This window comes from Rothia mucilaginosa (assembly GCF_001548235.1).
Lineage (GTDB): Bacteria > Actinomycetota > Actinomycetes > Actinomycetales > Micrococcaceae > Rothia > Rothia mucilaginosa_B.
In genome coordinates, this window is sequence record NZ_AP014938.1 from 2,240,764 (window position 1) to 2,266,988 (window position 26,225).

General features: G+C 61.2%; 17 protein-coding genes and 1 riboswitch. Of the genes, 5 read left to right on the plus strand and 12 right to left on the minus strand.

Features of this window, described 5'->3' with window-relative positions:
- Nucleotides 1-209: 209 nt before the first annotated feature.
- The 3 genes from gap to leuS form a co-directional block, all read right to left on the minus strand.
- Complete coding sequence (gap, locus tag RM6536_RS08740) at nt 210-1,214, minus strand: type I glyceraldehyde-3-phosphate dehydrogenase (protein ID WP_060824837.1); 1,005 nt, start codon at nt 1,212-1,214, stop codon at nt 210-212.
- A 608-nt stretch (nt 1,215-1,822) separates the two neighbouring features.
- Entirely contained in the window at nt 1,823-2,881 is a 1,059-nt protein-coding gene (locus RM6536_RS08745) for a DegV family protein (protein ID WP_060824838.1), read from the minus strand.
- A gap of 195 nt (nt 2,882-3,076) precedes the next feature.
- Nucleotides 3,077-5,572 carry a leucine--tRNA ligase gene (gene leuS / locus RM6536_RS08750; RefSeq protein ID WP_060824839.1) on the minus strand — a complete coding sequence of 832 codons (2,496 nt, stop codon included), beginning with the start codon at nt 5,570-5,572 and terminating at the stop codon, nt 3,077-3,079.
- 246 nt (nt 5,573-5,818) lie between these two features.
- Here leuS and RM6536_RS08755 point away from each other — a divergent pair, with 246 nt between their 5' ends.
- Together RM6536_RS08755 and RM6536_RS08760 are read left to right on the plus strand one after the other, a co-directional pair.
- A complete protein-coding gene (locus RM6536_RS08755; protein ID WP_060824840.1) occupies nt 5,819-6,859 on the plus strand; it encodes an alpha/beta fold hydrolase in 1,041 nt (346 codons plus the stop codon).
- A gap of 9 nt (nt 6,860-6,868) precedes the next feature.
- Nucleotides 6,869-7,996 carry a glycosyltransferase family 4 protein gene (locus RM6536_RS08760; RefSeq protein ID WP_060824841.1) on the plus strand — a complete coding sequence of 376 codons (1,128 nt, stop codon included), beginning with the start codon at nt 6,869-6,871 and terminating at the stop codon, nt 7,994-7,996.
- A gap of 244 nt (nt 7,997-8,240) precedes the next feature.
- Here RM6536_RS08760 and RM6536_RS08765 read toward each other — a convergent pair whose 3' ends face one another.
- The 8 genes from RM6536_RS08765 to RM6536_RS08800 all read right to left on the minus strand — a co-directional run bounded on the left by RM6536_RS08765 (nt 8,241) and on the right by RM6536_RS08800 (nt 18,751).
- The gene (locus RM6536_RS08765; RefSeq protein ID WP_005509134.1) at nt 8,241-8,492 is read right to left on the minus strand and encodes a hypothetical protein; all 252 of its coding nucleotides are present in this window, start codon (nt 8,490-8,492) and stop codon (nt 8,241-8,243) included.
- 364 nt (nt 8,493-8,856) lie between these two features.
- Nucleotides 8,857-9,108: a hypothetical protein gene (locus RM6536_RS08770; RefSeq protein WP_044143859.1), complete on the minus strand. Its 252-nt coding sequence runs from the start codon at nt 9,106-9,108 to the stop codon at nt 8,857-8,859.
- A 231-nt stretch (nt 9,109-9,339) separates the two neighbouring features.
- Nucleotides 9,340-11,391, minus strand: coding sequence for an aconitase (locus tag RM6536_RS08775; RefSeq protein WP_231917961.1), 2,052 nt, complete (start codon nt 11,389-11,391; stop codon nt 9,340-9,342).
- Nucleotides 11,328-11,963 carry a hypothetical protein gene (locus RM6536_RS08780; protein ID WP_060824843.1) on the minus strand — a complete coding sequence of 212 codons (636 nt, stop codon included), beginning with the start codon at nt 11,961-11,963 and terminating at the stop codon, nt 11,328-11,330. The genes RM6536_RS08775 and RM6536_RS08780 overlap by 64 nt, the downstream gene beginning before the upstream one ends.
- A gap of 109 nt (nt 11,964-12,072) precedes the next feature.
- Complete coding sequence (locus tag RM6536_RS08785) at nt 12,073-14,484, minus strand: prepilin peptidase (RefSeq protein WP_060824844.1); 2,412 nt, start codon at nt 14,482-14,484, stop codon at nt 12,073-12,075.
- A gap of 33 nt (nt 14,485-14,517) precedes the next feature.
- Entirely contained in the window at nt 14,518-15,723 is a 1,206-nt protein-coding gene (metK, locus tag RM6536_RS08790) for a methionine adenosyltransferase (RefSeq protein WP_005506182.1), read from the minus strand.
- Between the two features lie 198 nt (nt 15,724-15,921).
- Entirely contained in the window at nt 15,922-17,862 is a 1,941-nt protein-coding gene (gene uvrC / locus RM6536_RS08795; RefSeq protein WP_060824920.1) for an excinuclease ABC subunit UvrC, read from the minus strand.
- Nucleotides 17,863-18,070: 208 nt separating this feature from the next.
- Entirely contained in the window at nt 18,071-18,751 is a 681-nt protein-coding gene (locus RM6536_RS08800; RefSeq protein ID WP_060824845.1) for a lysophospholipid acyltransferase family protein, read from the minus strand.
- 625 nt (nt 18,752-19,376) lie between these two features.
- On the opposite strand from RM6536_RS08800, the gene RM6536_RS08805 reads away from it, so the two are divergent.
- The 3 genes from RM6536_RS08805 (at nt 19,377) to RM6536_RS08815 (ending at nt 23,692) form a co-directional block, all read left to right on the plus strand.
- Nucleotides 19,377-21,788 carry a nitric-oxide reductase large subunit gene (locus RM6536_RS08805; RefSeq protein ID WP_060824846.1) on the plus strand — a complete coding sequence of 804 codons (2,412 nt, stop codon included), beginning with the start codon at nt 19,377-19,379 and terminating at the stop codon, nt 21,786-21,788.
- Between the two features lie 2 nt (nt 21,789-21,790).
- Nucleotides 21,791-22,621 carry a transposase gene (locus RM6536_RS08810; RefSeq protein WP_060824847.1) on the plus strand — a complete coding sequence of 277 codons (831 nt, stop codon included), beginning with the start codon at nt 21,791-21,793 and terminating at the stop codon, nt 22,619-22,621.
- Between the two features lie 297 nt (nt 22,622-22,918).
- Nucleotides 22,919-23,692 (plus strand): slipin family protein, encoded by a 774-nt coding sequence (locus RM6536_RS08815; RefSeq protein WP_005506196.1) that lies wholly within the window; start codon nt 22,919-22,921, stop codon nt 23,690-23,692.
- A 481-nt stretch (nt 23,693-24,173) separates the two neighbouring features.
- On the opposite strand, the gene RM6536_RS08820 is transcribed toward RM6536_RS08815, so the two are convergent.
- Nucleotides 24,174-25,910, minus strand: a complete 1,737-nt coding sequence (locus RM6536_RS08820; RefSeq protein ID WP_231917962.1) for a bifunctional hydroxymethylpyrimidine kinase/phosphomethylpyrimidine kinase — start codon at nt 25,908-25,910, stop codon at nt 24,174-24,176.
- Nucleotides 25,902-26,090: riboswitch (TPP riboswitch) on the minus strand. It overlaps the preceding gene by 9 nt.
- Nucleotides 26,091-26,225 lie beyond the last annotated feature (135 nt).

Consider the following 26,225-nt stretch of genomic DNA (forward strand, 5'->3'; position numbering starts at 1 on the left):
CTATTTTCTTACGGTACTTTTGACCCAAAAAGGGCGACGGAAAATAGTATGTTTATACGTTTTTTGGGGTTTTATTCAAGGCCCTCATAAAGAGTCTTGGTACAGCAAACCCCGACTCCCCCGCTTAATGCGGTGGTGCCGGGGTTCACTATGCGTTAGTTACGCGGGGTGACGCTTACACTCGGTGAGCATCGTAAGCCTATTGGGGCTTAGAGGGAAGCCACAACCTTGTTGGTGAACTTCACGAGGCGTGCAACGTAGCCGTACTCGTTGTCGTACCAAGCGATAACCTTCACCTGGTCGCCGATGACCTTGGTCAGCGGTGCGTCGAAGACGGTGGAGATGGGCTCACCCTCGATGTCCTTGGACACGATGGGATCCTCGTTGTACTTGATGATGCCCTTCAGGGGACCCTCAGCTGCTGCCTTGACTGCTGCGTTGACTTCCTCAACGGTGACCTCGCGCTCAGCGGTGAAGGTCAGGTCGGTGATGGAGCCGGTGATGGTGGGAACGCGCACTGCGAAGCCATCCAGCTTACCCTTCAGCTCGGGCAGAACCAGACCAACAGCTGCTGCTGCACCGGTGGAGGTGGGGACCATGTTCACAGCTGCTGCGCGTGCACGGCGCAGGTCGCGGTGGGGAGCATCCTGCAGACGCTGGTCAGCGGTGTATGCGTGGATGGTGGTCATCAGACCCTGCTTGATGCCGAATGCATCGTTCAGAACCTTAGCCATCGGAGCGAGGCAGTTGGTGGTGCAGGATGCGTTGGAGACGATGTGGTGGTTAGCTGCATCGTACTGGTCGTCGTTCACGCCCATGACGAAGGTGCCGTCGATGTTCTTACCGGGAGCGGAGAGGATAACCTTCTTAGCGCCAGCCTCGATGTGTGCCTTTGCCTTGCTGCCTTCGGTGAAGAAACCGGTGGACTCGAGGACTACGTCAACGCCCAGGTCCTTCCAGGGGAGGTTCTGGGGGTCACGCTCAGCGAGGATCTTGATTTCCTTGCCGTCAACAACCAGCGCGCCTTCCTTGACCTCAACCTCTGCGTTGAAGCGACCCATGATGGAGTCGTACTTGAGCAGGTGTGCCAGGGTCTCAACATCGGTGAGGTCGTTGATTGCGACGATCTCGAAGCCGACGCCCTCGGTCTGAGCTGCGCGGAAGAAGGTGCGGCCGATGCGGCCGAAGCCGTTGATTGCTACGCGTACAGTCACTGGAGTATCTCCTTGTCAGTGCGTTGGTGGCGGTGTACAAATCCGATGCCTTGTGGGCTCTGGTTTAGTCGGATTCGTCCGTGCTCTATGTTGCCCGGTGCGTTCCGCCGTTGTTGGTAACAATCCTACCCTAGTTTGTGTGTGTTTTGGTGTGTTCTATCGAGAAATTTTTGTGAGTTGCGCCATAAAAACCGGCAAAAACCCGTTGTTTTCTGTTGGTTTGCGTTGTGTTCACCCTTAGAAAATGTTGCGATACGGTCACGGCAACATAAACACACATGAAACGCACATTTGCTAAAAACCGCGCCATATCAAGGCAAAATGTGAGGGTAAAAAATACCCTTTCACTTGCGAATGGCTTTCAAAGAGGCCCCGTGAACTCACGGGCAGTGCAAATTCTCACGCGAAAACAAACGACCCCAACGTAAGACACACCACAGCCCAAAACGGGTTAAAAACTCCCCCGGAGCACAGTTTTCGTGTCGCGTTTCGTGTCGCCCGCGGCGCATCGCACGGAAACACCGCATGAGCACATCCGCGGACACACAGCACAAGCACACAGCACAGGCTCAACACGCGCACGCCGGGTAGTCGGCTAGTACACGATCCTAATAAACAACCAGCGCCACAGCACCCAAACCCGAATGAGCCGACAGCACCGGCGGTAGCGCGCTCACCAAAAACTCCGGCGCCGAAGAAGCGGCGGCATCATGAACTAGGGAGCTCTCCCCCAGCATCTGCTGAACCTGCTCGTACAGCTGCACCGCCTGCGCCGCATTACCCACATGATGCACCGCAACCACCTCACCGCGCGGGGATGCGGCAAGCGAAGAACTGGCGGGGTCGGCGGTAGCAGAGCCCGCTGAAGCCGAGGTGAGCGCCGCCGCATGCTGATGCTCACGGCAGGTCTGCACGGTCACCTCCACCAGGCGCTCCAGGGCGCGCGCCGCAGTGCGGGGGCGCTCCACATACGCCAGCTTGCCCTCGGTAATCGTGCCAATCGGCTTAATCTGGAACATCTGCCCCACCATCGCCAACGCCGGGGAAACACGGCCACCGCGGCGCAACGCATCCAGGGTCGGGATATAGAAGTAGAGCGTGGACTGCTCGCAGACGGACTGAATGTAGTCCACCAGCTGCGCCACAGTCGGATAGTCAGAGCTTGGGTGGTCAGGGCTCGGAACAAAATCAGAGGAAGCAGAGTTCAGCATCTCCAGGGCGCGCACCACCGCATGACCGTAGGCACCGGCGACCGTGCGGCTATCCACCACGCTCACACCCTTAGAACCCAGGCGGCTCAGGCGGGCACCGGTGCGTGCCGCCTCCACCGTGCCCGAGAGCTCACCGGACAGATGCACCGATACCACATGCGTAAAACCTCGCGACGCCAACTCGTCATACACATCAGCAAACACGCCCGGCGCGGGCCCGGAAGTGCTCACCGTCTGACCCATCACGTGCGCGAGCATAATCGCCTCATCCACCTCGGCGGTGGTCAAATCCTGCAGCTGACGATCCGGCTCACCGGGCGTGCGAATAGTCACCGGCATCGGAACCAGTACAAAATTACCGCGAGCGCTCAGGCGCTGCACGAGCTCCGGGTCGAGGGCGGCGGCGCTATCGGTCACCACGGCAATGCGGTTCTCTGCTTTGTTCTCTCGCTCCATATTCCGGCCCTTCTTCCGGTTCGTCAGTGCGTGATTCGATGACGAACCCTCTCCTAGCGTTCCCTGAACATTATGGCACTCATCACTACCGCAGTACAGCAAAGCCCCGCCGCGCCTCCGGGTTCGTTCCATTGAACGATCCGAAGCCACAGCGGGGCTTGTACTTTATCTAAGAAACTTCTTTATCTAAAAAGCTTAGATCACGATGTTCACGAGCTTAGGCGCACGCACAATCACCTTACGGATCTCGGCGTCACCAATCGAACGCTGAACAGCGGCATCCGCCAGAGCCAGCTCCTGAAGCTCCTGCTCGGAAATATCCTTCGCAACCTCCAGACGAGCCTTGACCTTGCCCTTAATCTGCACGATAGCGGTGACGGTGTCATCCACCAGCAGAGCCGGGTCAGCCTCGGGGAAGCCCGCGGTCAGAACCGGGGTGTCGTGGCCGAGAGCGTGCCACATGTCCTCAGCGGTGTACGGTGCGTACAGAGACAGCAGAATAGCGACAGTCTCAGCAGCCTTACGGACAGCCGGGTCAGCCGCACCAGCACCGGAGTCAATAGCCTTACGGGTAGCGTTCACAAGCTCCATGGTCTTAGCAACAACCACGTTGAACTTGCCGTTATCCAGCAGGCCCTGAACCTCGTGCACGGTGCGAGCAATCAGCTTCTGCAGCTCCAGGTCACCGGTGGTTGCGTCAACGCCGGGTTCGCTGGTGACGTCCTGGGCCACACGCCATGCGCGAGCCAGGAACTTCTGCGAACCGGACGGGGAAACATCCGCCCAGTCCACGTCATCCTCGGGCGGGGACGCGAAAATCATGGTGGTGCGGATAGCGTCCACACCGAACTTGTCGAGCTGCTCACCCAGGTTCACGCCGTTACCCAGCGACTTGGACATCGCCTTACCGCCGTTGAGCACCTGACCCTGGTTCATGAGAGCCTTGAACGGCTCATCGTGCTTGATCAGACCCAGGTCGCGAACAACCTTGGTGAAGAAGCGTGCGTACAGCAGGTGCAGAATAGCGTGCTCCACACCGCCAACGTACATGTCGACGGCACCCCACTCGCTCATAGCCTGCGGGTCGAAAGGAGCCTTGTCGTAGTTCGGGGAAACGTAACGCAGGAAGTACCAGGAGGAATCCACGAAGGTGTCCATGGTGTCCGAGTCACGGCGAGCCTGCTTGCCACACTCAGGGCAAGGCACAATCGCCCAGTCATCGGCAGCGGCAAGAGGCGACTGGCCCTTAGGAGCCAGCTGCTCACCGCGCAGGTTATCGGGCAGCAGCACCGGCAGCTGATCCTCAGGCACCAGAACCTCGCCACAATCCTCACAGTGAATCACGGGGATGGGGGTACCCCAGAAACGCTGGCGAGACAGCAGCCAGTCACGCAGACGGTAAATGACCTTACCCTCACCGGTGCCGGCAGCCTCAACCAGCTCAATAGCCTTAGCGAGCGCCTCAGCCTTCGGCAGGCCGGTCAGCTCACCGGAGTTGATGAGCACGCCGTCACCAGCTGCGGCAACACCGCTGGTAGCCGGGTCCTCAGCACCCTCAACGTCCAGAACCTTCACGATGGGCAGGTCGAACTTCAGGGCGAACTCAAGGTCGCGCTGGTCGTGCGCGGGCACAGCCATAATCGCGCCGGTACCGTAGTCGGCGAGCACGTAGTCAGAAGCCCACACGGGCAGCTTCGCGCCGGTCAGCGGGTTAATTGCGTAGCGGCCGGTGAATACGCCGGTCTTCTCACGGTCGGAGGACTGGCGGTCAATGTCGCTCAGTGCCTTAATGTCTTCGCGGTACTGCTCCAGGGCAGCCTTCTGCTCGGGCGCCACAATCTGCTCGGCGAACGCCGCATCCGCAGCAACCACGATGAAGGTTGCACCGTACAGGGTGTCCGGGCGGGTGGTGAACACGGTGAAGGACTCAGCAGCCTGGTCCTCGGTCGCCTCAATCTCGAAGCGCACCTCAGCGCCCTCAGAGCGGCCAATCCAGTTGCGCTGCATGAGCAGCACGCGGTCGGGCCACTTGCCCTCCAGCTGCTCCATATCGTCCAGCAGCTGCTGCGCGTAGTCGGTGATCTTGAAGTACCACTGGTTCAGGGACTTCTTAGTCACGGTAGTACCGCAACGCTCACACGCACCGTTCACAACCTGCTCGTTCGCGAGCACGGTCTGGTCCTTGGGGCACCAGTTGACCATGGAGTCCTTACGGTATGCCAGGCCCTTCTTGTAGAACTGCTCGAACAGCCACTGAGTCCACTTGTAGTACTCGGGGTCCGAGGTGTGCAGGCGGCGGCTCCAGTCAGCGGCAATAGCGTAACGCTTGAACGACTCAGCCTGAGTCTCAATGTTCTTGTACGTCCACTCCTTGGGGTGAGTGTCGTTCTTAATGGCTGCGTTCTCAGCGGGCAGACCGAAGGAGTCCCAGCCAATCGGGTGCAGAACATCGTAGCCGCACTGCTTGAAGTAGCGGGCGTTCATGTCACCAATAGCGAATGCCTCCGCGTGACCCATGTGAAGGTCACCGGAGGGGTACGGGAACATATCCAGCACATACTTGCGGCCCTTGGGGGCGTCACCGGTGGGCTGGAAAACCTTCGTTTCGTCCCAGTAGGGGCGCCACTTGGCTTCCATAGCGCGGAAGTCGTACGCATTTTCGTTGCGTTCGGTCTCTACCTGAGCAGACACAGCGATTCCTTAAATAAAGACAGGTTGATAAAAACTTAACCCTCCAAGTGTAACGCGAAACCCGCACCGCGCCAGAGTTGAGGCCGAGCCGACTACCAAATGGACGGCACCACCCACCCGACCACCTGCGCAATCACACGCCCAACCACCGATGCGGCAGTCGGGTTTCAGAGCCCTTTCAGGCTTCTCCCCTAGAATTAAGAACGGGACTTTGCCGTCCCAGTACCCAACCCGCGAAAGGTACCCATGACCTCCACCGTTACCCCGGACTCCCCCAACACCTCAGTTCTTGAGGGTGTGCCCGGCCCGCTCATTCCCGGCACCCGCCACGACGCCCTCATCGGTGAGGGCGCGCAGGCGGTCATGACCCGCTACTGGCAGTACGGCAAAGGCATGAACGGCGGCACCTTCCCCGAAGGCTCCTACCCTGTGCTGCTCGTGCACGGCTTCCGCGGCGACCACCACGGCCTGGAAATCATCGCGAACTACCTGCTGAAGCTCATCCCGAACGTCAGCATCATCAGCCCCGACCTGCCCGGCTTTGGCCGCTCCGCAGACCTGCCCGAAAATGCTCAGGGCGGAGACAACATCAACGCGTACGTGGCGTGGCTGAACGACTTTGTGAAGCACACCAACCCCGCCCGCGAGGATGCACAGCCCCTACCGCTGCACCTGGTCGGCCACTCCTTCGGCTCCATCGTCACCAGCGCCTTCGCCGCCGCACACCCCAACTCGCTCGCGCTCCTCTCGCTCATCAACCCGATTAGCGAACCCGCCCTCGAAGGCAGCCAGCGCGTCGCCTCCCGCCTCGCATCCCTCTACTACCGTGCCGGCGCGGTACTACCCGAAAAAATCGGCTACCCGCTGCTGCGTTCGCAGCTGATTACCCGCGCCTCCAGCGAAGTCATGATGCGCACCAAAGACAAGGCAATGCGCCGCTTCATCAACGGCCAGCACGCCGCATACTTCGGCTCCTTCGGTTCCCGCCGCGGAGTGCTCAGCGCCTACGAAGCGTCCATTACGCACACCGCCGCCGAATACGCCGCCGCAATCCGGGTGCCGGTGCAGATGCTCGTCGCCGAAGACGACGACCTGGGCACCCCCGAAACAGCGCGCGCCATGTACGCGACGCTGACCTCCCGCGACCTGCCCGCTTCTTCGTCCGGCGCCCGCGAGCGCCTGGACATGATCCCCGAAGTCGGGCACCTCATCCACTACGAAACCCCTCGCCGCGCCGCGGAACTCATCGCCGATTTCGCCGCCGACCACTCAGGGAACGAGAAGTAAGGAACCAACATGAAACTCATGGTTGACGCCCGATACACCCGTATCGGCTTCCACGACGGCATCAGCCGCTACACCGCGTCCCTGCTGGGCGCGCTCAAAACCCTCATCGACACCGGTGACGAAGCCGCCGCCGACCTCAACCTCACCATGATTATTAGCGACGAACGTCAGCTGGACATGCTACCGGATTTGCCGCACGTGAAAATCTGCTCGCCCACCGGCCCGCTCGAACCGACCGCAGCCCTGCAGCTGAACAAGTATGCGCCGGACGTGGTGTTCTCCCCCATGCAGACCATCGGCTCCACCGGACGCAAATTCAAACTGATTCTCACCCTGCACGACCTGATCTACTACTCGCACCCAACCCCGCCCGGGTTCCTGCCCGCACCGGTGCGCGTGGGCTGGCGACTCTTCCACAAGACCTACACCCCGCAGCGCTTCCTGCTCAACCACGGCGACGCGGTCGTGACTGTTTCTGAGTCGACCGCCTCACTGATTCGTGAGCACGAGCTGACCACCAAGCCGCTGTTCGTGGTGCCCAACGCCCCGCAGCCCGGCAGCGTCGTCTCCCGCCAGACCGCGCTGGAACGCGCCACCACCCGCGAGGAGCAGCCCGTCAAGCACCTGGTGTACATGGGTTCGTTCATGCCGTACAAGAACGTTGAAACCCTGCTGCTGGCGATGCGCGCGCTGCCGGATTACCGCCTGCACCTGCTGTCGAAGATGCCGCCGCAGCGCCTGGTGCAGCTCACCGACGAGCGCCTCATCGGTGAGAACGTGGAGGTGCACAACGGCGTGAGCGATGAGGAGTACCAGCAGCTGCTCCGCCAGGCGCACGCGCTGGTGACTGCTTCCCGCGAGGAGGGTTACGGTCTGCCCGTGGTTGAGGCTCAGGCTGCCGGTTGCCCCGCGGTGATTAGTGACATCCCGATTTTCCGTGAGATTGCCCCGCACGCCGTGTTTGCGCCGGTTGACGGCGCCCCGGAGGCGAACGTCGCCGATTGGGTGAAGGCTATCCGCTCCCTGGAGGACACCGCCGTTCGTGAGCGCGTCATCATTGACGGCCTGTCGGATGTGCGCCGCTACTCCTGGCGCAACTCCGCGCTCAAGCTGCTGGAGGTCGTGCGCGGGCTCTAAGGCCTGCGTTAGGCAAAGAAATGCCGCCGCACTCCCCCGAAACTCGGGAGGGTGCGGCGGCATTCTCGTATTTAGTTTGTGGTCGCCGGGTGGCGTACGCGGCATACAGCAAACGATGTACAGCGGCGGTTCGCTACACACTTCCTCCGCGCCTACGCAGGGAACCTGCCCTCGCAGAGCTCGGGCACCCTGAGGGCGCATCCGGAAGGTGCAGTCTCACCGCATCACACCGGAGCAGAAATCCTTAGACCGTAGCAAAGCTACCAGTACGAGCCGCTTCCTTCGCGGCCAGCTCATCCGCATGACCGTACGCGTAGAAAATCTTCGCGTCATCCAGCTCAGCGAAACGAGCCAGGTAGCGGCACACCGCGCCACGCTGAGCCTTCGTCATCGAGGACAGCAGCACAGGGTCCGGGTGAGTAATGCCGTTGTCGCGGCTCGGTGCCGAATCGCCAAGTTCCGGCTCGTAATCATAGGCAATATTGGTGAAGCTCATCGGCGAGAACCTTTCCTTAGGGCGTTTCTTAGGGCAGCACCGCAACAATGCAGACGCTACCGGAGGTAACACCGCGAAAAGAACCTACGGAGATCATCGGAAGTCTCTTCGCAGTAGTGGTTGTGATATCTCTAAACTACCCAAGAGCTAATCAATGTTCAAGAACCATCAGGGAACGCCCCCATAGTGGACACGTCCCCGGTTGTCAGGAAGAAATCAGGGGCATCATAGCGGCATACGACCGCCGAGTTCCCCACCAAACTAAAACCCACCCGAAAGCCAGCGTGAAAGCCAGCCCGAAAAGCAGAAATGCTGCCGCACTCACAAAGAGTGCAGCAGCATTTCTAAAAACTAACGATGCAGGCTACGCCATAGTTGCGTAGAGACCGCGTTCAGCATCCTTACGAGCCAGTTCGTAAGCGTGACCGTACGCGTAGAAAATCTTTGCGTCATCCAGCTCAGCGAAGCGCGCCAAGTAGCGGTAAACAGCTCCTCGTTCTGCGCTGGTCATGTCGGAAAGCAACACGGGGTCCGGGTGCATGACGCCGTAATTGTGTACAGAAGCAGACCCGCCGCATGCAGGTTCGTATGCGGGGGTGATCATAGTCTGAGTCACCAGTATTCATCTTTCGTTGGTGCGCACGGTTGTGAGGCGTACGCGAAGTTGAGTGATAGATACTGCCAACACCACCTCGACAAGCGCCGAAATAGTATCCGCAGTGCTGAATATATTACCGTGGATACGGAGACTACGCCAATTAGAATCATCCAAACCCCAGCAAATCTTAGGTGCACACGAATGCATAAAAATTCTGGGGTGCCCTTCCAACGGCACCACCTAAGCGCCCTAAACTACAGCGCTCTGTCCTGCTTTACTCTCCTGCTTTTTCTCCCCTGCGAGGTTATGTTCCTCTGCATCCTCAGCGTCTTCATCCTCACCATCAAGACCCAGAAGAGCCGTCACCATCGGCAAAGGATTGAACTCGCTCAGCTGACCCGTGCGGTCCACCTTGCGCATCATGAACGCACGTTGCAAACGCCGCTGAGTCCACGGCGAAAGCACCATCATCAGCAGCGCCTCCACCACAAAAATGCCGACCAGAATCCACAGCAGCAGATCCGAAGAACCCGCCTGCTCACGCAGCTGCTGAGCATCCGCCACCAGACGGTCGAATCCCTCCGAATGCAGACGCGACGTATCAAGCCCCGTCAACGCGGACAGGCTCACCGGCGACGTCACATTCAGTAGCACCGACAGCATCAGCAGAAGCACCGCATACAGCCCGTAATGCATGGTGCGCATCCACTTCTTCACGCGCGCAAAACCGTGGTTCAGTTCCGTACCAATATCGGTGAAAGCCTCCGCCTTCTGCGCCTGCTCACCCGCCGGCATCATGTGCGGCACCAGGCGGTGCGCAAGCATCAACGGCACCGGCGAGCACGCATCAAAATACTGCATGTGACTATTCACCGACGGGCCCGGCAGGGTCACAAAGCTGACGTCTACATCGGCGGGCTGAGTAATATTCGACCTGCCGATACTGTCACCACGAGCAGAAATCTCGCACCGGTCAACCACATCAAGGTCCTGCAGCATCGGCGCGTAGGCGCGCACATACAGGTGGCAGGCGCTACGCACCGACATCATAAGCACCAGAATCAGCGCGCCCCAAAACGCCACGGAGGCGGCGGTCAGCTCAGGGACCGCGCCCTCAACACGCAATTGAGCCAGCAGCAGCATGAACACCGCGTACAGCATGAAAACGCCGTGCACGAAGAGCAGCGGAATCAGCCACTTCACGTAGGCGCGCGTGCCGTACGGGTTGACCAGGCGCACATTCGCCGGGGTGTTTACCGAGGTAGTTGCGGAGGCGCTTTCCCGTGCACTCTTTCGGCCAATACGGGCCCTGCCCTTGAAGGCACCCGGCACGCTCGCAACCACGGGTACCACACTCAACGCTAGGGGCACCAGCATCGTATAGTGCAGCAGCGAACGGTACGGACCAAACAGCAGGGACGCCTCCACAAGCCAGGAGAACGCCGCAACCGCGCTCACCCACAGAAGCATGGCGCGGTTACGGTAGCCGCCCGCGGCATCCAGGTGCCCCGGAATGTCGTTGCGGTCACTAGCGATAATGCTAATCGGGACCACGCCACTACCCAGGCCGTAGAAGAAACGAATCGGCTTCTTACCCGCCGCCGCACGACGGCGCAGAAGCTCATAGCTCAAATAGCCGCCCTGCGAATGGGCAATAATGCCCACCGCATCGCTACGGGAACTCAAATCGTCCAGCTGACGATCCAGACGCGCATAAATACGCTCCAAATCGCGCGACTCCGGGCTGGTCGCCGTCTGAATCAGCTGCGTCGGAATAGCCTTCACCAGCGCCCACAGCTCACGGGCACGACGAGCCAAAACCCAGCCCACAATACCCAGACCGAGCACCGCTGCCAGACCCGTAAACGCACCCTGTGGAGTACCCAGAGACGCCACAAAAGCATCGCGGAAAGTCATTACAGCCATTGCCGCCAGCACCAGGCACAGCGCCACGTTCACAAACCGCGCCGTAGAACGCAACAGGTGCCCGGCACGCTCACGCCAGGTCGCGCCGGGGCGCTCATAGTAGAAACAGAACATCAAAAACAGCGGCAAAACCGACACCAACCAGGGCAAATGCTCCTTCAACGGGCGGTAATGCCTGGGCCGCCAGAAGCCCTCCTGAAAAAGGAGGCTGCGGCGAGTGACCGTGCGAACCGGGCGCGGCTTCGGCTGAGGCAGGCGCGGAAGCTCAAGGTTCGGCAGCTCGATATTCGGGAAATCAATGTTCGGGAGCTCTACCTTGGGAAGCTCAATTTTCGGCAGCTCAATCTTAGGGAGCTCCACTTTAGGCAGTTCCACCTTGGGCAACTCCACTTTGGGCAGCTCCACCTTCGGAAGTTCAATTTTCGGCAGACTGATTTTTGTAGATTCTTTGGGCTCGGAGGCTTCGGCGGTTCTTCCTGCGCGGAGTTCTCTTCAACCTGAGGGCTTTCCTCAACCGGGTCAGCAGGGTACTCCGTGCGCTCAATCGTCAACGAATACGTCAACTCGCTGTGGTGGCTCAGCGGGTTCACCTCGGCGGCAAGCGGGAGGGTATCGCCGTCAGGAATCACCTCAACACGAACCCGCGCAGAAGCCTCCGCATCGGGGTTCTCTTCGGAGGGGGCGCCAGAGGAAAGGGCTACAGAATCCGCACCCGTGTTCAGCGCCAGCAGAGTCTGCACACTATGCGCCACCGGCTTGCCAAAATACGCGAGCGTCTCGCCGTGATTCTGGTAGCCGATACCGTGAACCAGTAGCACCGCCGCATCATGATGCTGACCCTTGCGGTGCAGGGCACTCTTCGGGTGCGCAGAAGCATACTCAGCCAGCCGCCGTTGCTCACCGTCAGGCAGCGCACTACCCTTCAGCAGATGAGGCACCTTCGACATGCCTCTCACCTCCTCGCCTCTGCGCACAGCGCACCCGCAAACCCGCGTGCCAACGCCCAACCCGGGACAAACCTGCCCCTCACTAGAACACTACAGCACGACTAGAAAATCACAGCACGTCCAAGCCGTCACAGCGAATCTGAACCGGGCGCTCCCCCACGTTCTTCTTCAACGCCGCAATCGTTGCACGCGTAGCACGCAACTCACGAGTCACCTGCTGAGCAATGCCATACGAGAAAAACATCAGGGTACGCCAATCGCCCTGAACCGGCGCCTCCTCAGAATCCTCCTCAAGAGACTCCGACCAGGCAAAATACCCCTGATCCAGAGGAACCGGACCCACAATACGCAACTGCTCACGCACCCGCTCCGGCAGCGCAGAAGAGCCCAAGAACTCCTCCATGAAGGCGCGAACATCCGCCTCCGCACCGGTCACCGCAGCCGTACGAACCGCCGGAGGCAGACCCGTCTGAGCGCGCTCCTCCAGCTCCTCACGTGCAAACCACGCCGGATCCCAACGCACCAGCGCCTGCTCCACCGGCGACGGCGAAGCAGTCGTCACCACCGTACCCTCAAGAGCCGCCGGACGAACCAACGCCGCCGCATTCAGCCAGCGACGCAACGCCGCCTCCGGAGCACGCAACGAATCAAAACGAAGCATCTTATCGGCATCCAGAAGAAGCGCCGCCGCATAGCCGCCAAAAGCCACCGGCTCAGCACCCGGAGTCGCCACCACCAACGCAGGCTCAGGACCAACCGACGCGCGCACATGGTCACCAGCCGAAGAAATCACCGGAACATTCGGGAACGCACGGCCCAACTCCTCAGCAGTACGAGTCGCACCCGCCGCCGAATAACGCCAATGCGTAAAACCACACTCAGAACAACGCCACTGCTGCGCCAAATGACCGCACCACGAACACGACGGAACCGACGAACCCGAAGCCACCGACAAAGGCCCACTACACTCGCCACAACGCGCCGGCATGCGGCAACGCTCACACGAAAACGACGGAATATAACCGCTACGCGCCACCTGCACCAACACAGGACCACGCGCCAACGCCCGACGAGCATGCTCAAACGCCAGGTGAGGAATACGCGCCATCGCCGCCAACGGGTCACGCGCCAACTCAAACTCCGAACCCGTCGAAAAAATACGCGGCGAAAAATCACGCACCAACGCACGCGGCGCACGCACATGAGACGCCCAGCGTGTACGCACCAGACGCGCCGCCTCACTACTCATGCTGAACCCGGCAAACAGCGCCGCAGTATTCTCAGCAGAAGCACGCAGAAGCAACACATCACGGGCATGACAATACGGGGCGCGCTGCTCCACCAGCGAAGAATCGCCGTCATCCCAGCACACCACCAGGCCCAGGTTCGCCACCGGCGCGTAGGCGGCAGCGCGGGTACCAATCACCACCGGCACCTGCCCCAAGCGCGCCTTCACAAACCCGTGATAGCGAGTATGCGGAGTCGAATCAGAACTCAAACGCACAAACGAGTCAGCCGGCAGACGCTCGGCGAGCGCCGCCTCCAGAAGATCCAGGTTCTTAGCGGTCGGAACCACCGCAATAGCGCCGCGACCACTGGCAGCAGCAGCCGCGAGTGCGGTCGCCAAAACATCCGCCCACGTGTGCTCCAGGTGACCGGGAAGAACCGTCATCACGGCGCGGGTCGCGGCACCGGCGGCAACATCTTCAATGAACTCCGCGCCGTTCTCGTAATCAGAGAAGACGGAGGCGGCATCCGGCGCGTCCGGGTTCAGCGCCGGTGGGTCCAGCACGAAGGGTGCGGGAGCGCCGGGGGTGGCAAGCCACGCGTACGGGTCGGTAGCGATGGAAGTAGCGGCGCTGGAGGCAGCGGAGGCGGTAGAAGGCCCAGATTCCGTGCTCTCGGAAGCCACATGCTCGGAAGCCGCGCTCTCGGGAGCATCGGAAGTGCTTACCGGAGCAGAATCACCCAAATACGCCGACTCATAACCCGGCAGAAGGGGCGCGTACTTCTTATCCAGCGCGGCAATGCGCGGCGGCACCGCCAGGCGCAGCACGTTCGCCACCGTGGAGGCGTAACGGTCGGCGAGCGCCTCGGCAAGCGCAAAAATTTCGGGCGCAACAGAGGGCACACGCGACAGCACCGACTTGAGCGGCAGCAGCGAGGTGCGCGTCCAATCAGTCGTGGCGGCGCGCTCCTCAATGTAACCGGTCAGCTCGTGGCCGTTGAACAGCACACGCACGCGGGCGCCGGGCACCGCATCCTCACTCAGTTCAGCGGGCACACGGTAATCAAATGTGCGGTCCACCTGCGGCAGGGTGCTATCCACGCGCACACGCGCCACAGGGTTCGGCACGCCGCTCGCCTCCAACTCGGCGGCAACGTTCACCGGCTCCGGGGCAGCCGGAATCAGGGCATCACGAAGAGCAGGAAATCCCTGCAACAGGTCAAGCTGTTGCAGGGATTCCTGCTGAGCACCCAACGGTGCTGAAGAGTTCGATTCAGAACTGCTCTGAGTCACCCGAATCAGCGTGCTCCTCTACCCTGACAGATATTAGGAGGAGGACACTGCCGAACGCAGTGCATCCACGCGGTTCAGGCGCTCCCAGGTGAATTCCGGCTCGGTACGACCGAAGTGGCCGTGAGCTGCGGTCTTCTTGTAAATCGGGCGGCGCAGATCCAGTTCGTTAATGATTGCCAGCGGGCGCAGGTCGAAGACCTCACGCACAGCCTTCTCAATCTTGATCGGGTCGACCTTCTCGGTGCCGAAGGTTTCAACGTACAGACCGACCGGCGCTGCCTGGCCGATAGCGTACGCAACCTGAACCTCGGCGCGGTCAGCAAGACCGGCACCCACAATGTTCTTCGCAACCCAACGCATTGCGTACGCTGCGGAACGGTCCACCTTCGACGGGTCCTTACCGGAGAACGCGCCACCACCGTGACGAGCCGAACCGCCGTAGGTGTCCACAATAATCTTGCGGCCGGTCAGGCCCGCGTCACCCACGGGACCACCCTGAACGAAGCGGCCAGCGGGGTTCACAATGAACTTGGCGTTGGAGGAATCCAGCTCGACGCTGCCCAAAACCGGTGCGATAACGTGCTTCTCAATGTCCGCACGCAGGTCAGCCAGGTCGTAGCTTGCGGTGTGCTGGCTCGAAACAACCACGGTGTCCACGGAGACAGGCACGTTGTTCGAATCGTAGCCGAGGGTCACCTGAGTCTTGCCGTCGGGGCGCAGCTCGGTCAGCAGGCCGTCCTTACGGACCTTGGTCAGACGCTCAGAGAGGCGGTGCGCCAGCCAAATCGGGGCGGGCATCAGCACGTTCGTCTCGTTGGATGCGTAACCGAACATGATGCCCTGGTCTCCCGCACCCTGGCGGTCGTACTCGTCAGCAGCAATACCCTGACGAACCTCGAGGGACTCGTACACGCCGGCGTTAATGTCCGGGGACTGCTCACCAATGGAGACGGACACGCCGCAGAACTCGCCGTCGAAGCCGCGGGTGGAGGAATCGTAGCCGATACCCAGAATGGTCTCGCGCACGATGGAGGGGATTTCGACGTAGCTGGAGGTGGTCACCTCACCAGCAACATGCACCTGACCGGTGGTTACCATGGTCTCCACAGCAACGTTCGCTGCGGGATCCTGGGCGATGATGCCGTCAAGGATGGCGTCAGAAATCTGGTCACAAATCTTATCGGGGTGGCCTTCAGTCACCGACTCGCTGGTGAATAGGCGCAGATGGTTATTACTCACGGTTTCCACTCTACTGGTTGAGGGCGCGCGAAGATAGCGCGCTCGTAATGATGACGGTTTCCTTCAATTATGACACGTTTGTTAAGCCCGATTACGAGGCGGGGTGTTGCGTTCACACCCCGGGCGGGCCTTCACCCAGCGCCAGCCAGAGGATTAGGTCAGCGCCAGCAGGCACTTAGGCCAGCGCCAGCCAGAGGATTAGGTCAGCGCCGCCAGAATCTTCTGAGCCAACGCCGGACCAATACCCGGTACCGCCGTCAGTTCCTCGGCGCTCGCCTGCTTAATCTGAGCCACCGACCCGAAGTGCTTAATCAGCGCGGAACGCTTCACCTCGCCCAGACCGGGCACCTCATCCAGGGCGGAGGCGACCATCGCCTTACCGCGCTTGGAACGGTGGAAGGTGATAGCGAAACGGTGCGCCTCATCGCGGATGCGCTGCACCAGGTACAGCGCCTGCGAGGTGCGCGGCAGCACGACCGGGTAGTCGTCGTCCGGTAGCCACAGCTCCTCCAGGCGCTTAGCGATGCCGGCAACGTGCACGTCCGTGATGCCCAGGTCGCTCAGCGCGGCGGAGGCGGCAGCCACCTGAGGCGGGCCACCGTCCACGAGCACCAGGTTCGGCGGGTAGGCGAACTTCGCAGGCTCGGGCGTGGAGGCGTCAATCTCGCCGGACTGCACGGGGGTTGCCTCGCGTTCCGCCTGCTGCGCCAGGTGCCTCTTGAATCGGCGCGTAATGACGTCGTACATGCTGGCGGTATCGTCGCGTGCGGCGTCGCCGGTAATGCCGTAGGTGCGGTAGGCGTTCTTCGCGGGCATGCCGTCCTCAAAGACGACCATGGAGGCGACCACGTTCGTGCCCTGCACATGCGAAATGTCGTAGCACTCGATGCGCAGCAGCGGGTCGGGCAGTTCCAGCGCCTCCTGTAGCTCCACGAGGGAGGCGCTACGGGTGGTCAAATCGCCCGCACGGCGGCTCTTGTGCAGGGTCAGCGACTGGCGCGCATTCTCGGCGACCGTCTTCATGAGTTCTGCCTTGTCGCCGCGCTGCGGGACGCTAATCTCCACGGGCCCGCCGCGCACCTCCGCCAGCCAGGACGCCAGCTGTTCCTTATTCTCGGGCTCCACCGGCACGAGCACGGAACGCGGAATATCGTAGCTGTTCAGGCTCTTCTCGGCGTCCTTCTGGGAGGCGAGGCTCGCCGCAATATCGCTGTACACCTGCGCGATGAGCTGCTCGATGAGCTGCGCGTCGGTGCTGTCGTTGACCTTCTCCACAATCCAGCCGCGCTGGCCGCGGATCCTGCCGCCGCGCACGAAGAACACCTGAACGGACGCCTCCAGGTCGTCCTCAGCGTAGGCGAACAGGTCGGCATCCACGGTCGCGCCGAGCACCACGGCGTTACGTTCAAACGCCTTAGTCAGCGCGGCAATATCGTCACGAAGAATCGCGGCGCGCTCAAAGTCCATATCAGCGGCGGCGGCTTTCATTTCCGCGGTCAACTGGGCGATATGCTTCTCAGCACCACCACCCATAAACCGGGTCAGCCCGCGTGCCAACTCGCGATGCTCCTCGGCGCTAATCTTGCCCACGCACGGCGCCGCACACTTATCGATATAACCGAGCAGGCAGGGCCGGCCGCTATTCTTCGCGCGGTTAAACACGCCGTTCGTGCAGGTGCGCACCGGGAACACACGCAGCAACGCATCCAGGGTTTCACGAATCGCCCACGCCTGCGAGTACGGACCAAAATAGCGCACGCCCTTACGGCGCTCACCGCGGGTCACCATGGCGCGCGGGTACACGTCATTGACGGTAATCGCCAGGTACGGGTACGACTTATCGTCGCGGAACGCAATGTTGAACCGCGGCAAAAACTCCTTAATCCAGGTGTATTCGAGCTGCAGCGATTCCATTTCGCTCGCCACCACGGTCCACTCCACGCTCGCCGCCGTATGCACCATTGCGTAGGTCTTCGGGCTCAGCGTCTGCGGGGACGCAAAATAGCTGTTGAGGCGGTTACGCAGGTTCTTCGCCTTACCCACGTAGATGACGCGGCCGTCGGCATCGCGGAAACGGTAAACGCCCGGGTCGGTGGGGATTTCGCCGGGGGCGGGGCGGTAGCTGGAGGGCTCTGCCATGGGTACTTTCTCCTCGCTCTGCTGGGCTTTACGGTGGTTCTTTGCAGCGGTTCTCTTGGTGGGGCTCGCGAGACCGCCGGGGCCTGCCGAGGTCATCTCGGGCTCGCGCATACGACAAACCGCGCATCCTGCACCAACCTCCCCCAAAGCGCGGGGGTGGGTGCGTGAATGCGCGGTTTAAGTCTACGCGGTATAGGCGGCGCGTGCCCTAGCCTGCGTCACGTGCGGCTGAGGGCGAAACATTGTATTCGTGCTTTCGCGCCTGACCGGACAGCTGAGCAATCTCATCCATAATCGCGTCGGTGGTGATGCGGCGCTGCTTGCCGGTCATCTTCTCGCCGGTCTTCTCAAAGTAGAGCGGCTTACCCACACGAATCGTGAAGCGGCGCGGGTAAATCATGTTCGAGCCGGGCTTCTGCAGGCGGTCGGTACCGATCAGACCGACCGGAACCACGGGCGCGCCGGTCATGTGCGCCAGCCACGCCACACCAATCTTGCCGCGGTACAGGTAGCCGTCGCGGGAGCGGGTGCCCTCGGGGTAAATACCGAAGACCTTACCCTCCTGCAACTTCTCCAGGGCAATATCGAGTGCCTTGAGCGATTCGGAACGGTCGGAGCGGTTCACGGGAATGATGTCCACGGCTTCGAAGAACGCCTTCATCATTTTGCCGCGCGGACCGGGGGTGTTCACGTACTCAGCCTTGGCGAGGAACGCCACGCGGCGCGGCATCATGGCGGAAATAATGATGGAGTCCAGGAAGGACAGGTGGTTGGAGGCGACAATCACCGGTCCGGTGGCGGGGAAGTTTTCGAGTCCGGTCACGCGGGCGCGGAAGACGGTGCGTAGGATTCCGGTGACTGCTTTCTGGGTGGTTTTGTAGAGAAGCACGTGAACTCTCCTGAGGTGCCGATAGATTGCGGGCTGTGGCGGCGGTCCGCCGTGGATGCGGGGTGAGCGACCCCTTCAGATGGCGCGCCATTCGGGTGTACAGAATCTGTACTGAAAAAAATTTGTACTGTGTTTAGTAGTACCGGGTTTTATTATTCCACACCCGGGTGTAGGAACGTGAGGGGTGCCGCGCTCCCCTTCCACATGCTGGGATGCGCCCGCCATCAATGATTCCAGCGAGAGCCCCGATAGGAGCTCAGGTAGGAGCCCGAACAGGAACCCGAGCAAAAGCCCCGCTTGAGGGAGCCTACCCAGCTTCCGCCCCGAAGCTCCCCCGTTACAGGCGGGAAGGCAGCACGGAAGCTAAGGATTCAACCTCAACGTAATATTTCAGGTTTTTCGCCGTGCGATTGCAGATTTTCCAGCAAAGTAGCCGCGTCACATTGTGACGCTACGTCAGCAAAGTTTCGTAAATGCGTATTTAATATGCAAGAATAAGAGGCAGGGTGGGCTGTCGCACCTCCCTCAAGGACGATTCACCCCGAACATAGTGAGCCGCCCCTCCAGCGGATGTGCGTCGGAGCCACTCCACATACAAATTCCACGCACACTGGAGACATACACTATGGCTACAAAACCCGTCTCGCGTGCGCAGGCAGCAAAGATTGCCCGCCGCTCAGACACGGTCGGTGCCTATGCCGGAAAAGGCTGGGTACAGGCTGTTGCGTTTGTGATGCTCCTGGGCTTCACCATCATGGCAGTCCTTGCAATGCGCACCTACGCACTCTCCATGCCGCTCCCCGACAAAATTGTCGGCAACGACGGCAAAACTATCGCAACCCAAGAACAGATCCTGCACGGTCAGGAACTGTTCCAGGGACGCGGCCTGCAGCAGTACGGATCCGTGCTCGGCCACGGTGCCTACCTCGGCCCCGACTACACTGCAGAATACCTGCGCCTGACCACCGATGCCGCTGTCAAGGAGTACCGTGAGCAGGGCAAGCAGGACCCCCGCGAACTCGTCAAGAACGAGTGGCGCAAGGAGAACAAGTACGACGAGCAGAGCAAGACCATCACCTGGTCCGCTGGTCAGACCAAGGGCTACCAGCTCATGCTCAAGCACTACCGCGAAACCCTGATGAAGGGTGACACCTCGCAGGGCCTGTTCCCCCACGCCATTAAGAACGACGAAGAACTGCACGACATCGTCGCATTCTTCGGCTGGACCGCATGGGCATCGGCGGCTGACCGCCCCGACCAGCCCTACTCCTACACCAACAACTGGCCCTCCGAACCCAACGTGGACAACAAGCCCACCGCGGATCTGATGGTCTGGTCGGCACTCTCCCTGATTGCCCTCATTGGTGGTACCGGTCTGATGTTCGCCATCTACGGCCGCTGGTCCCGCGCTATCGGCTGGCACGCGGAAGAGGCACCCGTCCTCGACTTCCGTCAGCCCGACGAAGTTCGCCTGACCCCCTCGCAGAAGGCAGCCTGCCTGCTCTTCGCAACGATCCTGGTTCTGTTCCTGCTGCAGGCTCTGGTGGGTGCACTCACCGAGCACTACCGTGAAGAACTCACCGGATTCTTCGGTATCGACATGGGCCAGCTGTTGCCCTACACGGTATCCCGAACCTGGCACCTTCAGCTCTCCCTCTTCTGGACCGCAGGCGCATTCCTGGCGGGCGGTATCTTCATCGCCCCGCTGATTACCCGCCGCGAACCCAAGAAGCAGGGTCTGCTGACCTACGTCCTCATCGGTGCCGTGGTCTTCGTGGTGCTCGGCTCGCTGCTGAACGAATGGTTCTCGCAGAAGGGTCTGGTCCCCACCAACTCCATCTTCTCGCAGCAGTGGGAGTTCCTGGACCTGCCGCGATTCTTCCAGATCCTGCTCACCGCGGGTATGTTCATCTGGATCGTCATCGTCTGGCGTACCCTCTCCGCTCGCCTGAAGGGCTCGAAGAAGACCTCCCTGCCGTGGCTGTTCCTCTTCTCCGGTCTCGCCATCCCCATGTTCTACGCGGTCGGCCTGCTCGCAGGTCAGCGTACTCACGTGACCGTCGCCGAGTTCTGGCGATTCTGGGTGGTTCACCTCTGGGTGGAGGACTTCCTCGAACTGTTCACCACCGTCATGGTTGCGTACATCTTCGTGCTGCTCGGCGTGGTTCGCGAGCGCATCGCAATCTCCATCATCATGATGGACGCCGTGCTCTACTCCGTCGGTGGTGTGATCGGTACTCTGCACCACACCTACTTCGTCGGTACCCCCTCCGAGCAGATGGCATTCGGTGCGTTCTTCTCGGCTGCTGAGGTTATTCCGCTGACCTTCCTGACCGTTGAGGCGTGGGGCTTCATGCAGCTGGGTGCTCGCCAGTACTCCAACCGCACCAAGCCTTTCCCGCACCGTTGGGCTGTCATGTTCCTGATTGCCGTGGGCTTCTGGAACTTCCTCGGCGCTGGCGTGTTCGGCTTCCTGATTAACCTGCCGATCGTGTCCTACTTCGAAATTGGTACCGCGCTGACCGCAAACCACGCACACGCCTCCATGATGGGTGTGTACGGTATGCTCGCAATCGCGTTCGCGGTGTTTGGTCTGCGCTACCTGATTCCCGAGGACAAGTGGCCTGAGAAGGGTCTGAAGTTCTCCTTCTGGACTCTGAACATTGGTCTGCTGTGGATGTCCTTCATCTCGCTGCTGCCGCTGGGTATTGCTCAGCTGTACAAGTCCGTGGGTGAGGGCTACTACGAGGCTCGTTCCTTCGCGTTCATTCACGACGGTGCTTCCGCCGTAATGGGTTGGATGCGTATGCCCGGTGACGTGATCTTCCTGGTCGGCATCATCCCGCTGATTAAGCTGGCTCTGCTGGCTCTCCAGGCCATCTTCTCGAAGAAGGGCAAGGAGACCGTCCTTGAGCTGCCCGAGCCGCCGCTGTACGAGGTGGTTGAGGACGCTCGCATCGCAGAGTTCGCCGGCGCGAAGGCTGCCGAGGAGCTGCCCGAGCAGACCAGCCCCTACCGTAGCGATCGTCGAGGCTAATCATGCCTGAGCAGATTGCTGGAGTTTCTTTCCTCGTGTGGCTGGCCTGCGCGTACGCGCTCGGCCTGGTCGCCGTGGGTTGGGGCTTCGATATTCTCGCTAAGCGCACCAGTCAGCGCATGGTGGCGGCGCGAACCTTCGGGTTCACCTACCACGAAGAGAGCGACGCGTGGCTCTGTCCCGAAGACCAGTGGCTGTGGGCTACTGCCTTCGACTCGGATAACCGAGTGATGCGTTACCGCGCCAAGCCGAGCGTGTGCAACACCTGCCCTATTAAGGACAGCTGCACCGTCTCGGCGAACGGCCGCGAGCTTACCCGTGAAGTGGACGAATGGCCCTACTCCGAGTCGGGTCGTTTCCACCGCGGGCTAGCGGTTGCCGTGTCACTGCTGGGTGTGGTCACCCTGATTGGTGCCGCCATCGTCTGGCACTCCCCGCTGGAGCTTCTGGTGGAGGGTGCCACCGCGGTGGTCTGCCTGTCGCTGACCTACCCGCTGGCTGTGAAGCTCATGCGTTCCCCCGCGAACTTCGAGAACGATCCGAAGCATATTCACGCATCCACCGCTGATGAGTCGGTGAACGTGAAGATGGATCGTTTCGCGGCGAAGTGGGGTGGCGTTTCGAATGAGCGTAAGCGCCGTACCGATCAGGCACGCAAGCAGATGATTGCGGATGCAACCCTGCCGGTTCGTACCTCCGTCCTCGACCCGGACCGCCCCGCATGGAGCGGTACCGGCACCTCGGTTAAGCGACTGCACAAGACCACGAACGAGGTCTTGCAGGAGCAGAACCTGGCTGAGGTTGAGGCCGCGGAGGAAATGGCGAAGAAGTAGCGCTGCATAGGTTTTTCCGTTCCGGCGGCTGACCGGTCGGTTGGGTCCGTCTGTTAGCTTCGGCGGCTACCCTGTGTGGATTTCTCTTTTATTCCTCTTTTGAGTTTTCCATGCGGGGTGCCGCCGGGGCGCCGACCACCGCATGCCACCGGAACGGAAAATTCCCCTCCCTAAACTCCCCCACACACAGCCCGGTACTGGGCACCCCCTACTACACACCCCTACTACCTGCACCGTATGAGGCGCGGGCAGGTGGGCACACATACCGTCCTCCCCCAATTCTTGTGAAGGAAAACCATGGATCCCGTCACTTTGGCAACTATCCTCATCCCAGTTGCCGTTATTGTTCTTTTTATTCTGATTCGTATGTTCCGCGTCATCCCCGAATACGAGCGTGGCATCTCCTTCCGCTTCGGCCACCTGCGTTCGGAGCTGAAGCCCGGCCTGAACGTCGTCTTCCCCCTCGTTGACTCCCTGCAGCGCGTTGATATGCGTGTCATCACCCTGACCATTCCCCCGCAGGAAGTCATCACCAAGGACAACGTCCCCGCCCGCGTGAACGCCGTGGTCCTCTTCCGCGTGACCAACGCCAAGAACGCTGTGCTTGAGGTTGAGAACTACCCGATTGCCACCAGCCAGATTGCGCAGACCACCCTGCGTTCCCTGCTCGGTCGCGTTGACCTGGACACCCTGCTCGCGCACCGCGAGGACCTGAACGAGGACCTGCGTTCCATCATCGGTTCGCGCACCGAACCGTGGGGTATTCAGGTGGAGCTCGTCGAAATTAAGGACGTTGAGATTCCCGAGGCTATGCAGCGTGCCATGGCTCGCGAGGCTGAGGCTGAGCGTGAGCGCCGCGCAAAGATCATTTCGGCACGCGGTGAGCTGGAGGCTTCGAGCGAGCTGAAGGAAGCATCCGACATTCTGAGCCAGTCCCCCGCCTCCCTGCAGCTGCGTTACCTGCAGACCCTGCTGGAGCTGGGCGCCGACCAGAACTCGACCGTGGTCTTCCCGCTGCCTATGGACGTGATTGGCCCGCTCGTGGGCGCACTCAAGGGCGAGAGCAAGTAGGCTACTCCCCCGCTTGATGTACTAGCTTGAAGTACCCGCCGCGGCGGCTGACCCGCAACTGCGAACATAGAAATATCCCGTGCAGATGAGAGTATCTGCACGGGATATTTCTATGCGGGATTCACACGCGAAACGCTTTCAAAAGGAAGGCGTTTGGCCCGCCGCGGGGGTTGGATGAGGTGGTTGCGACGGGCCAAACTTTCCTAGGTCGGTTACACGCCGTAGAGGTGCGGGCGCGGCAGGTACATCAGCCAGTTGGGTGAGGGCCGGAATCCTACCGCAAACGGTTTTCACCGACGCCTTAAGCATAACCGGCACACACCCCGAACCGGCGGCAGTCTGAGTGAAGCATCAATCACCCATCTCATGCCATGCCGGGGCGGTATTCAGCCCAGAATCGGCGCCTAAAACACCTTGCGGGCTGGGGCTACAGCGCAAACCCCTAGCGCGGCGCCCGTCAGCTAGCGCAGCGCCCAGCAAACTAACGCAATGCTCGGTGCGCCTGGTCAAAGAACTCACGCTCATACACGCACGCCGACAAGTACGCCTGCGCCGCACGCACACGCTGAGCCGGTGAAGCTGCCTCAAACGCACGCTCCACCTCCGCGAGGCTACGCGCCACATCCGCGGCGAACTCTTCGCCACCGTACATGCTCAGCCACTCCGCGTACGGGTGGTCCGCGTGATTCTTCGAGGAGAGCACAGCGCCCACCTCTTCGTACAGCCAGTAGCAGGGCAGAATCGCGGCGGCACCGACCACGTAATCATCACCGGCGGCGGAGGCACGCAGAAAATTCGTGTACCCCATCGTAATCGGCGAGGGGCCACCCAGACGCGCACGGTTCGCCAGCCAGCCCTCGTGCAGCTGCGATTCGGCGGCAATCGCCTCGTGCGCACCGGCTGCCCAGTGCACCTGCGCCTCAGCGGTATCAGCACGCGCCGAGAGGGTCGCGAGCGCACGCGAATAGTCGCGCAGGTAGAGAGCGTCCTGGTCCAGATAGAAGGAGAACAGGTCCTCGTCGAGGGTGCCGTCACCGAGGGCACGCACGAAGGGCAGGCCCAGAATCTGACGCCAGGTTTCGCCACCGGCAGCCCAGAGGGCGGCGGTCCACGGACCGGCGGGCTTCACGACGGCTTCACCGGCGGGCACGGGGCTGACCGGTAGCAGACGCTCCGGGCTGGTGCCATCCAGAGTATTGCCCTCGGAGTCGGTGGTGGCGAGCAGGTGATGCCACGGGTACGCGGAGGCGGCAGCCTCCAGACGGCGGGCACGGGCGGCGTGATCCACCGGGCCGTGGCCCTCACCGGAGCCGACCTGCAACCCGGCACCTGCGGCGATGGATTCGTGGAGCCAGCGGGTGCTCCACTGCAGGGCGCGGTGAGTGTCTTCGCTGGTCAGAGCATTCTTCTCGCCCTCAGAAGATTCTGCGGCTTCGGTATGCCGGAGCAGTTCCACGCCCAGGCGGGTTGCCAGCGAGGAGGACAGGGAGCATCCGGTGCCGTGCGTATTGCGGCTCTCCAGACGCGGGGTGCGCACGTGTGCGCAGGTGCCATCCGGGAAGACCGCGGTGTTACCGGCGTCCTGACCGCACAGGTGGCCGCCCTTCACAATCACGGTGGTTCCGGTCGATGCCGCAAGGTTCGCCGCCTGTTCATGCGCCTCATCAAAGGTCTGGGCGGGCTCCTTCTGGCAGAGCACGGCAAGCTCCGGAATGTTCGGGGTAATCACATCCACGAGCGGCACGAGGTCGCGCAGTGCCTGCTCTGCTTCCGCCTGCAGCAGGCGGTCACCGCTAGAAGCAATCATGACCGGGTCGAGCACGACCACGGGCACGGGGTGCTCGCTCAGCCAGGTGCGGACGGTACGGATCGTATCCGCGTCGCCGAGCATACCGATTTTTACGGCGTCAACCGTGACGTCATCAAAAACGGCGGCAAGCTGCGCGGTCAAAAATTCCAGGGGCGGGGTAAATACTTCACGCACTCCGCAGGTGTTCTGGGCGACCAGTGAGGTGGTCACGCACATTCCGTAACCGCCGGATGCGGTAATGGACTTCAGGTCCGCCTGAATACCCGCACCGCCGGAGGGGTCGGTTCCCGCAATGGACAGAACCCTCGGCACCCTAGAGGTCCCAGGTGCCCCGGATACACTCGCGCTGGGTACAGGATTGGAGGGGTTGGTGGGTGCGCACGCGGGCGCGGTAGGCTGCTCTGCCATAATCGATAATCCCTTCGCTAGTTCGAACTAGAGCAGGTTCAATGGGTGATTCTCTCAGCCTTGAGTGTTCTTACGCCGTTTCGTGCGCCCCTGTGCCGTATGCCCCGTATACCCTTCATTGGGTGCGTGTTGGGCGGGTTGGCGGGTCGCGGGCGTCTCAAGGCACCCCATATCGCTCTGCCAGGTTATCACAACGATTCTCAGGAGCTGAAAGTTTTGCGGGTGCCCAGCGAATCTCTCCGAAATTTTCGTTTGAGCATTGCGTTGCTGCACCCCACTCCGACCCGGGTTTTCCAGCGCAGGTTTCAGGGCTCC

Bases quoted from the DNA above. Each gene is read 5' to 3' on its own strand.
- RM6536_RS08745 (WP_060824838.1), bottom strand. From the start codon at position 2,881: ATGGAGCGAGAGAACAAAGCAGAGAACCGCATTGCCGTGGTGACCGAT.
- RM6536_RS08755 (WP_060824840.1), top strand. From the start codon at position 5,819: ATGACCTCCACCGTTACCCCGGACTCCCCCAACACCTCAGTTCTTGAG.
- RM6536_RS08760 (WP_060824841.1), top strand. From the start codon at position 6,869: ATGAAACTCATGGTTGACGCCCGATACACCCGTATCGGCTTCCACGAC.
- RM6536_RS08765 (WP_005509134.1), bottom strand. From the start codon at position 8,492: ATGAGCTTCACCAATATTGCCTATGATTACGAGCCGGAACTTGGCGAT.
- RM6536_RS08780 (WP_060824843.1), bottom strand. From the start codon at position 11,963: ATGTCGAAGGTGCCTCATCTGCTGAAGGGTAGTGCGCTGCCTGACGGT.
- uvrC (WP_060824920.1), bottom strand. From the start codon at position 17,862: ATGGCAGAGCCCTCCAGCTACCGCCCCGCCCCCGGCGAAATCCCCACC.
- RM6536_RS08805 (WP_060824846.1), top strand. From the start codon at position 19,377: ATGGCTACAAAACCCGTCTCGCGTGCGCAGGCAGCAAAGATTGCCCGC.
- RM6536_RS08810 (WP_060824847.1), top strand. From the start codon at position 21,791: ATGCCTGAGCAGATTGCTGGAGTTTCTTTCCTCGTGTGGCTGGCCTGC.
- RM6536_RS08815 (WP_005506196.1), top strand. From the start codon at position 22,919: ATGGATCCCGTCACTTTGGCAACTATCCTCATCCCAGTTGCCGTTATT.
- RM6536_RS08820 (WP_231917962.1), bottom strand. From the start codon at position 25,910: ATGGCAGAGCAGCCTACCGCGCCCGCGTGCGCACCCACCAACCCCTCC.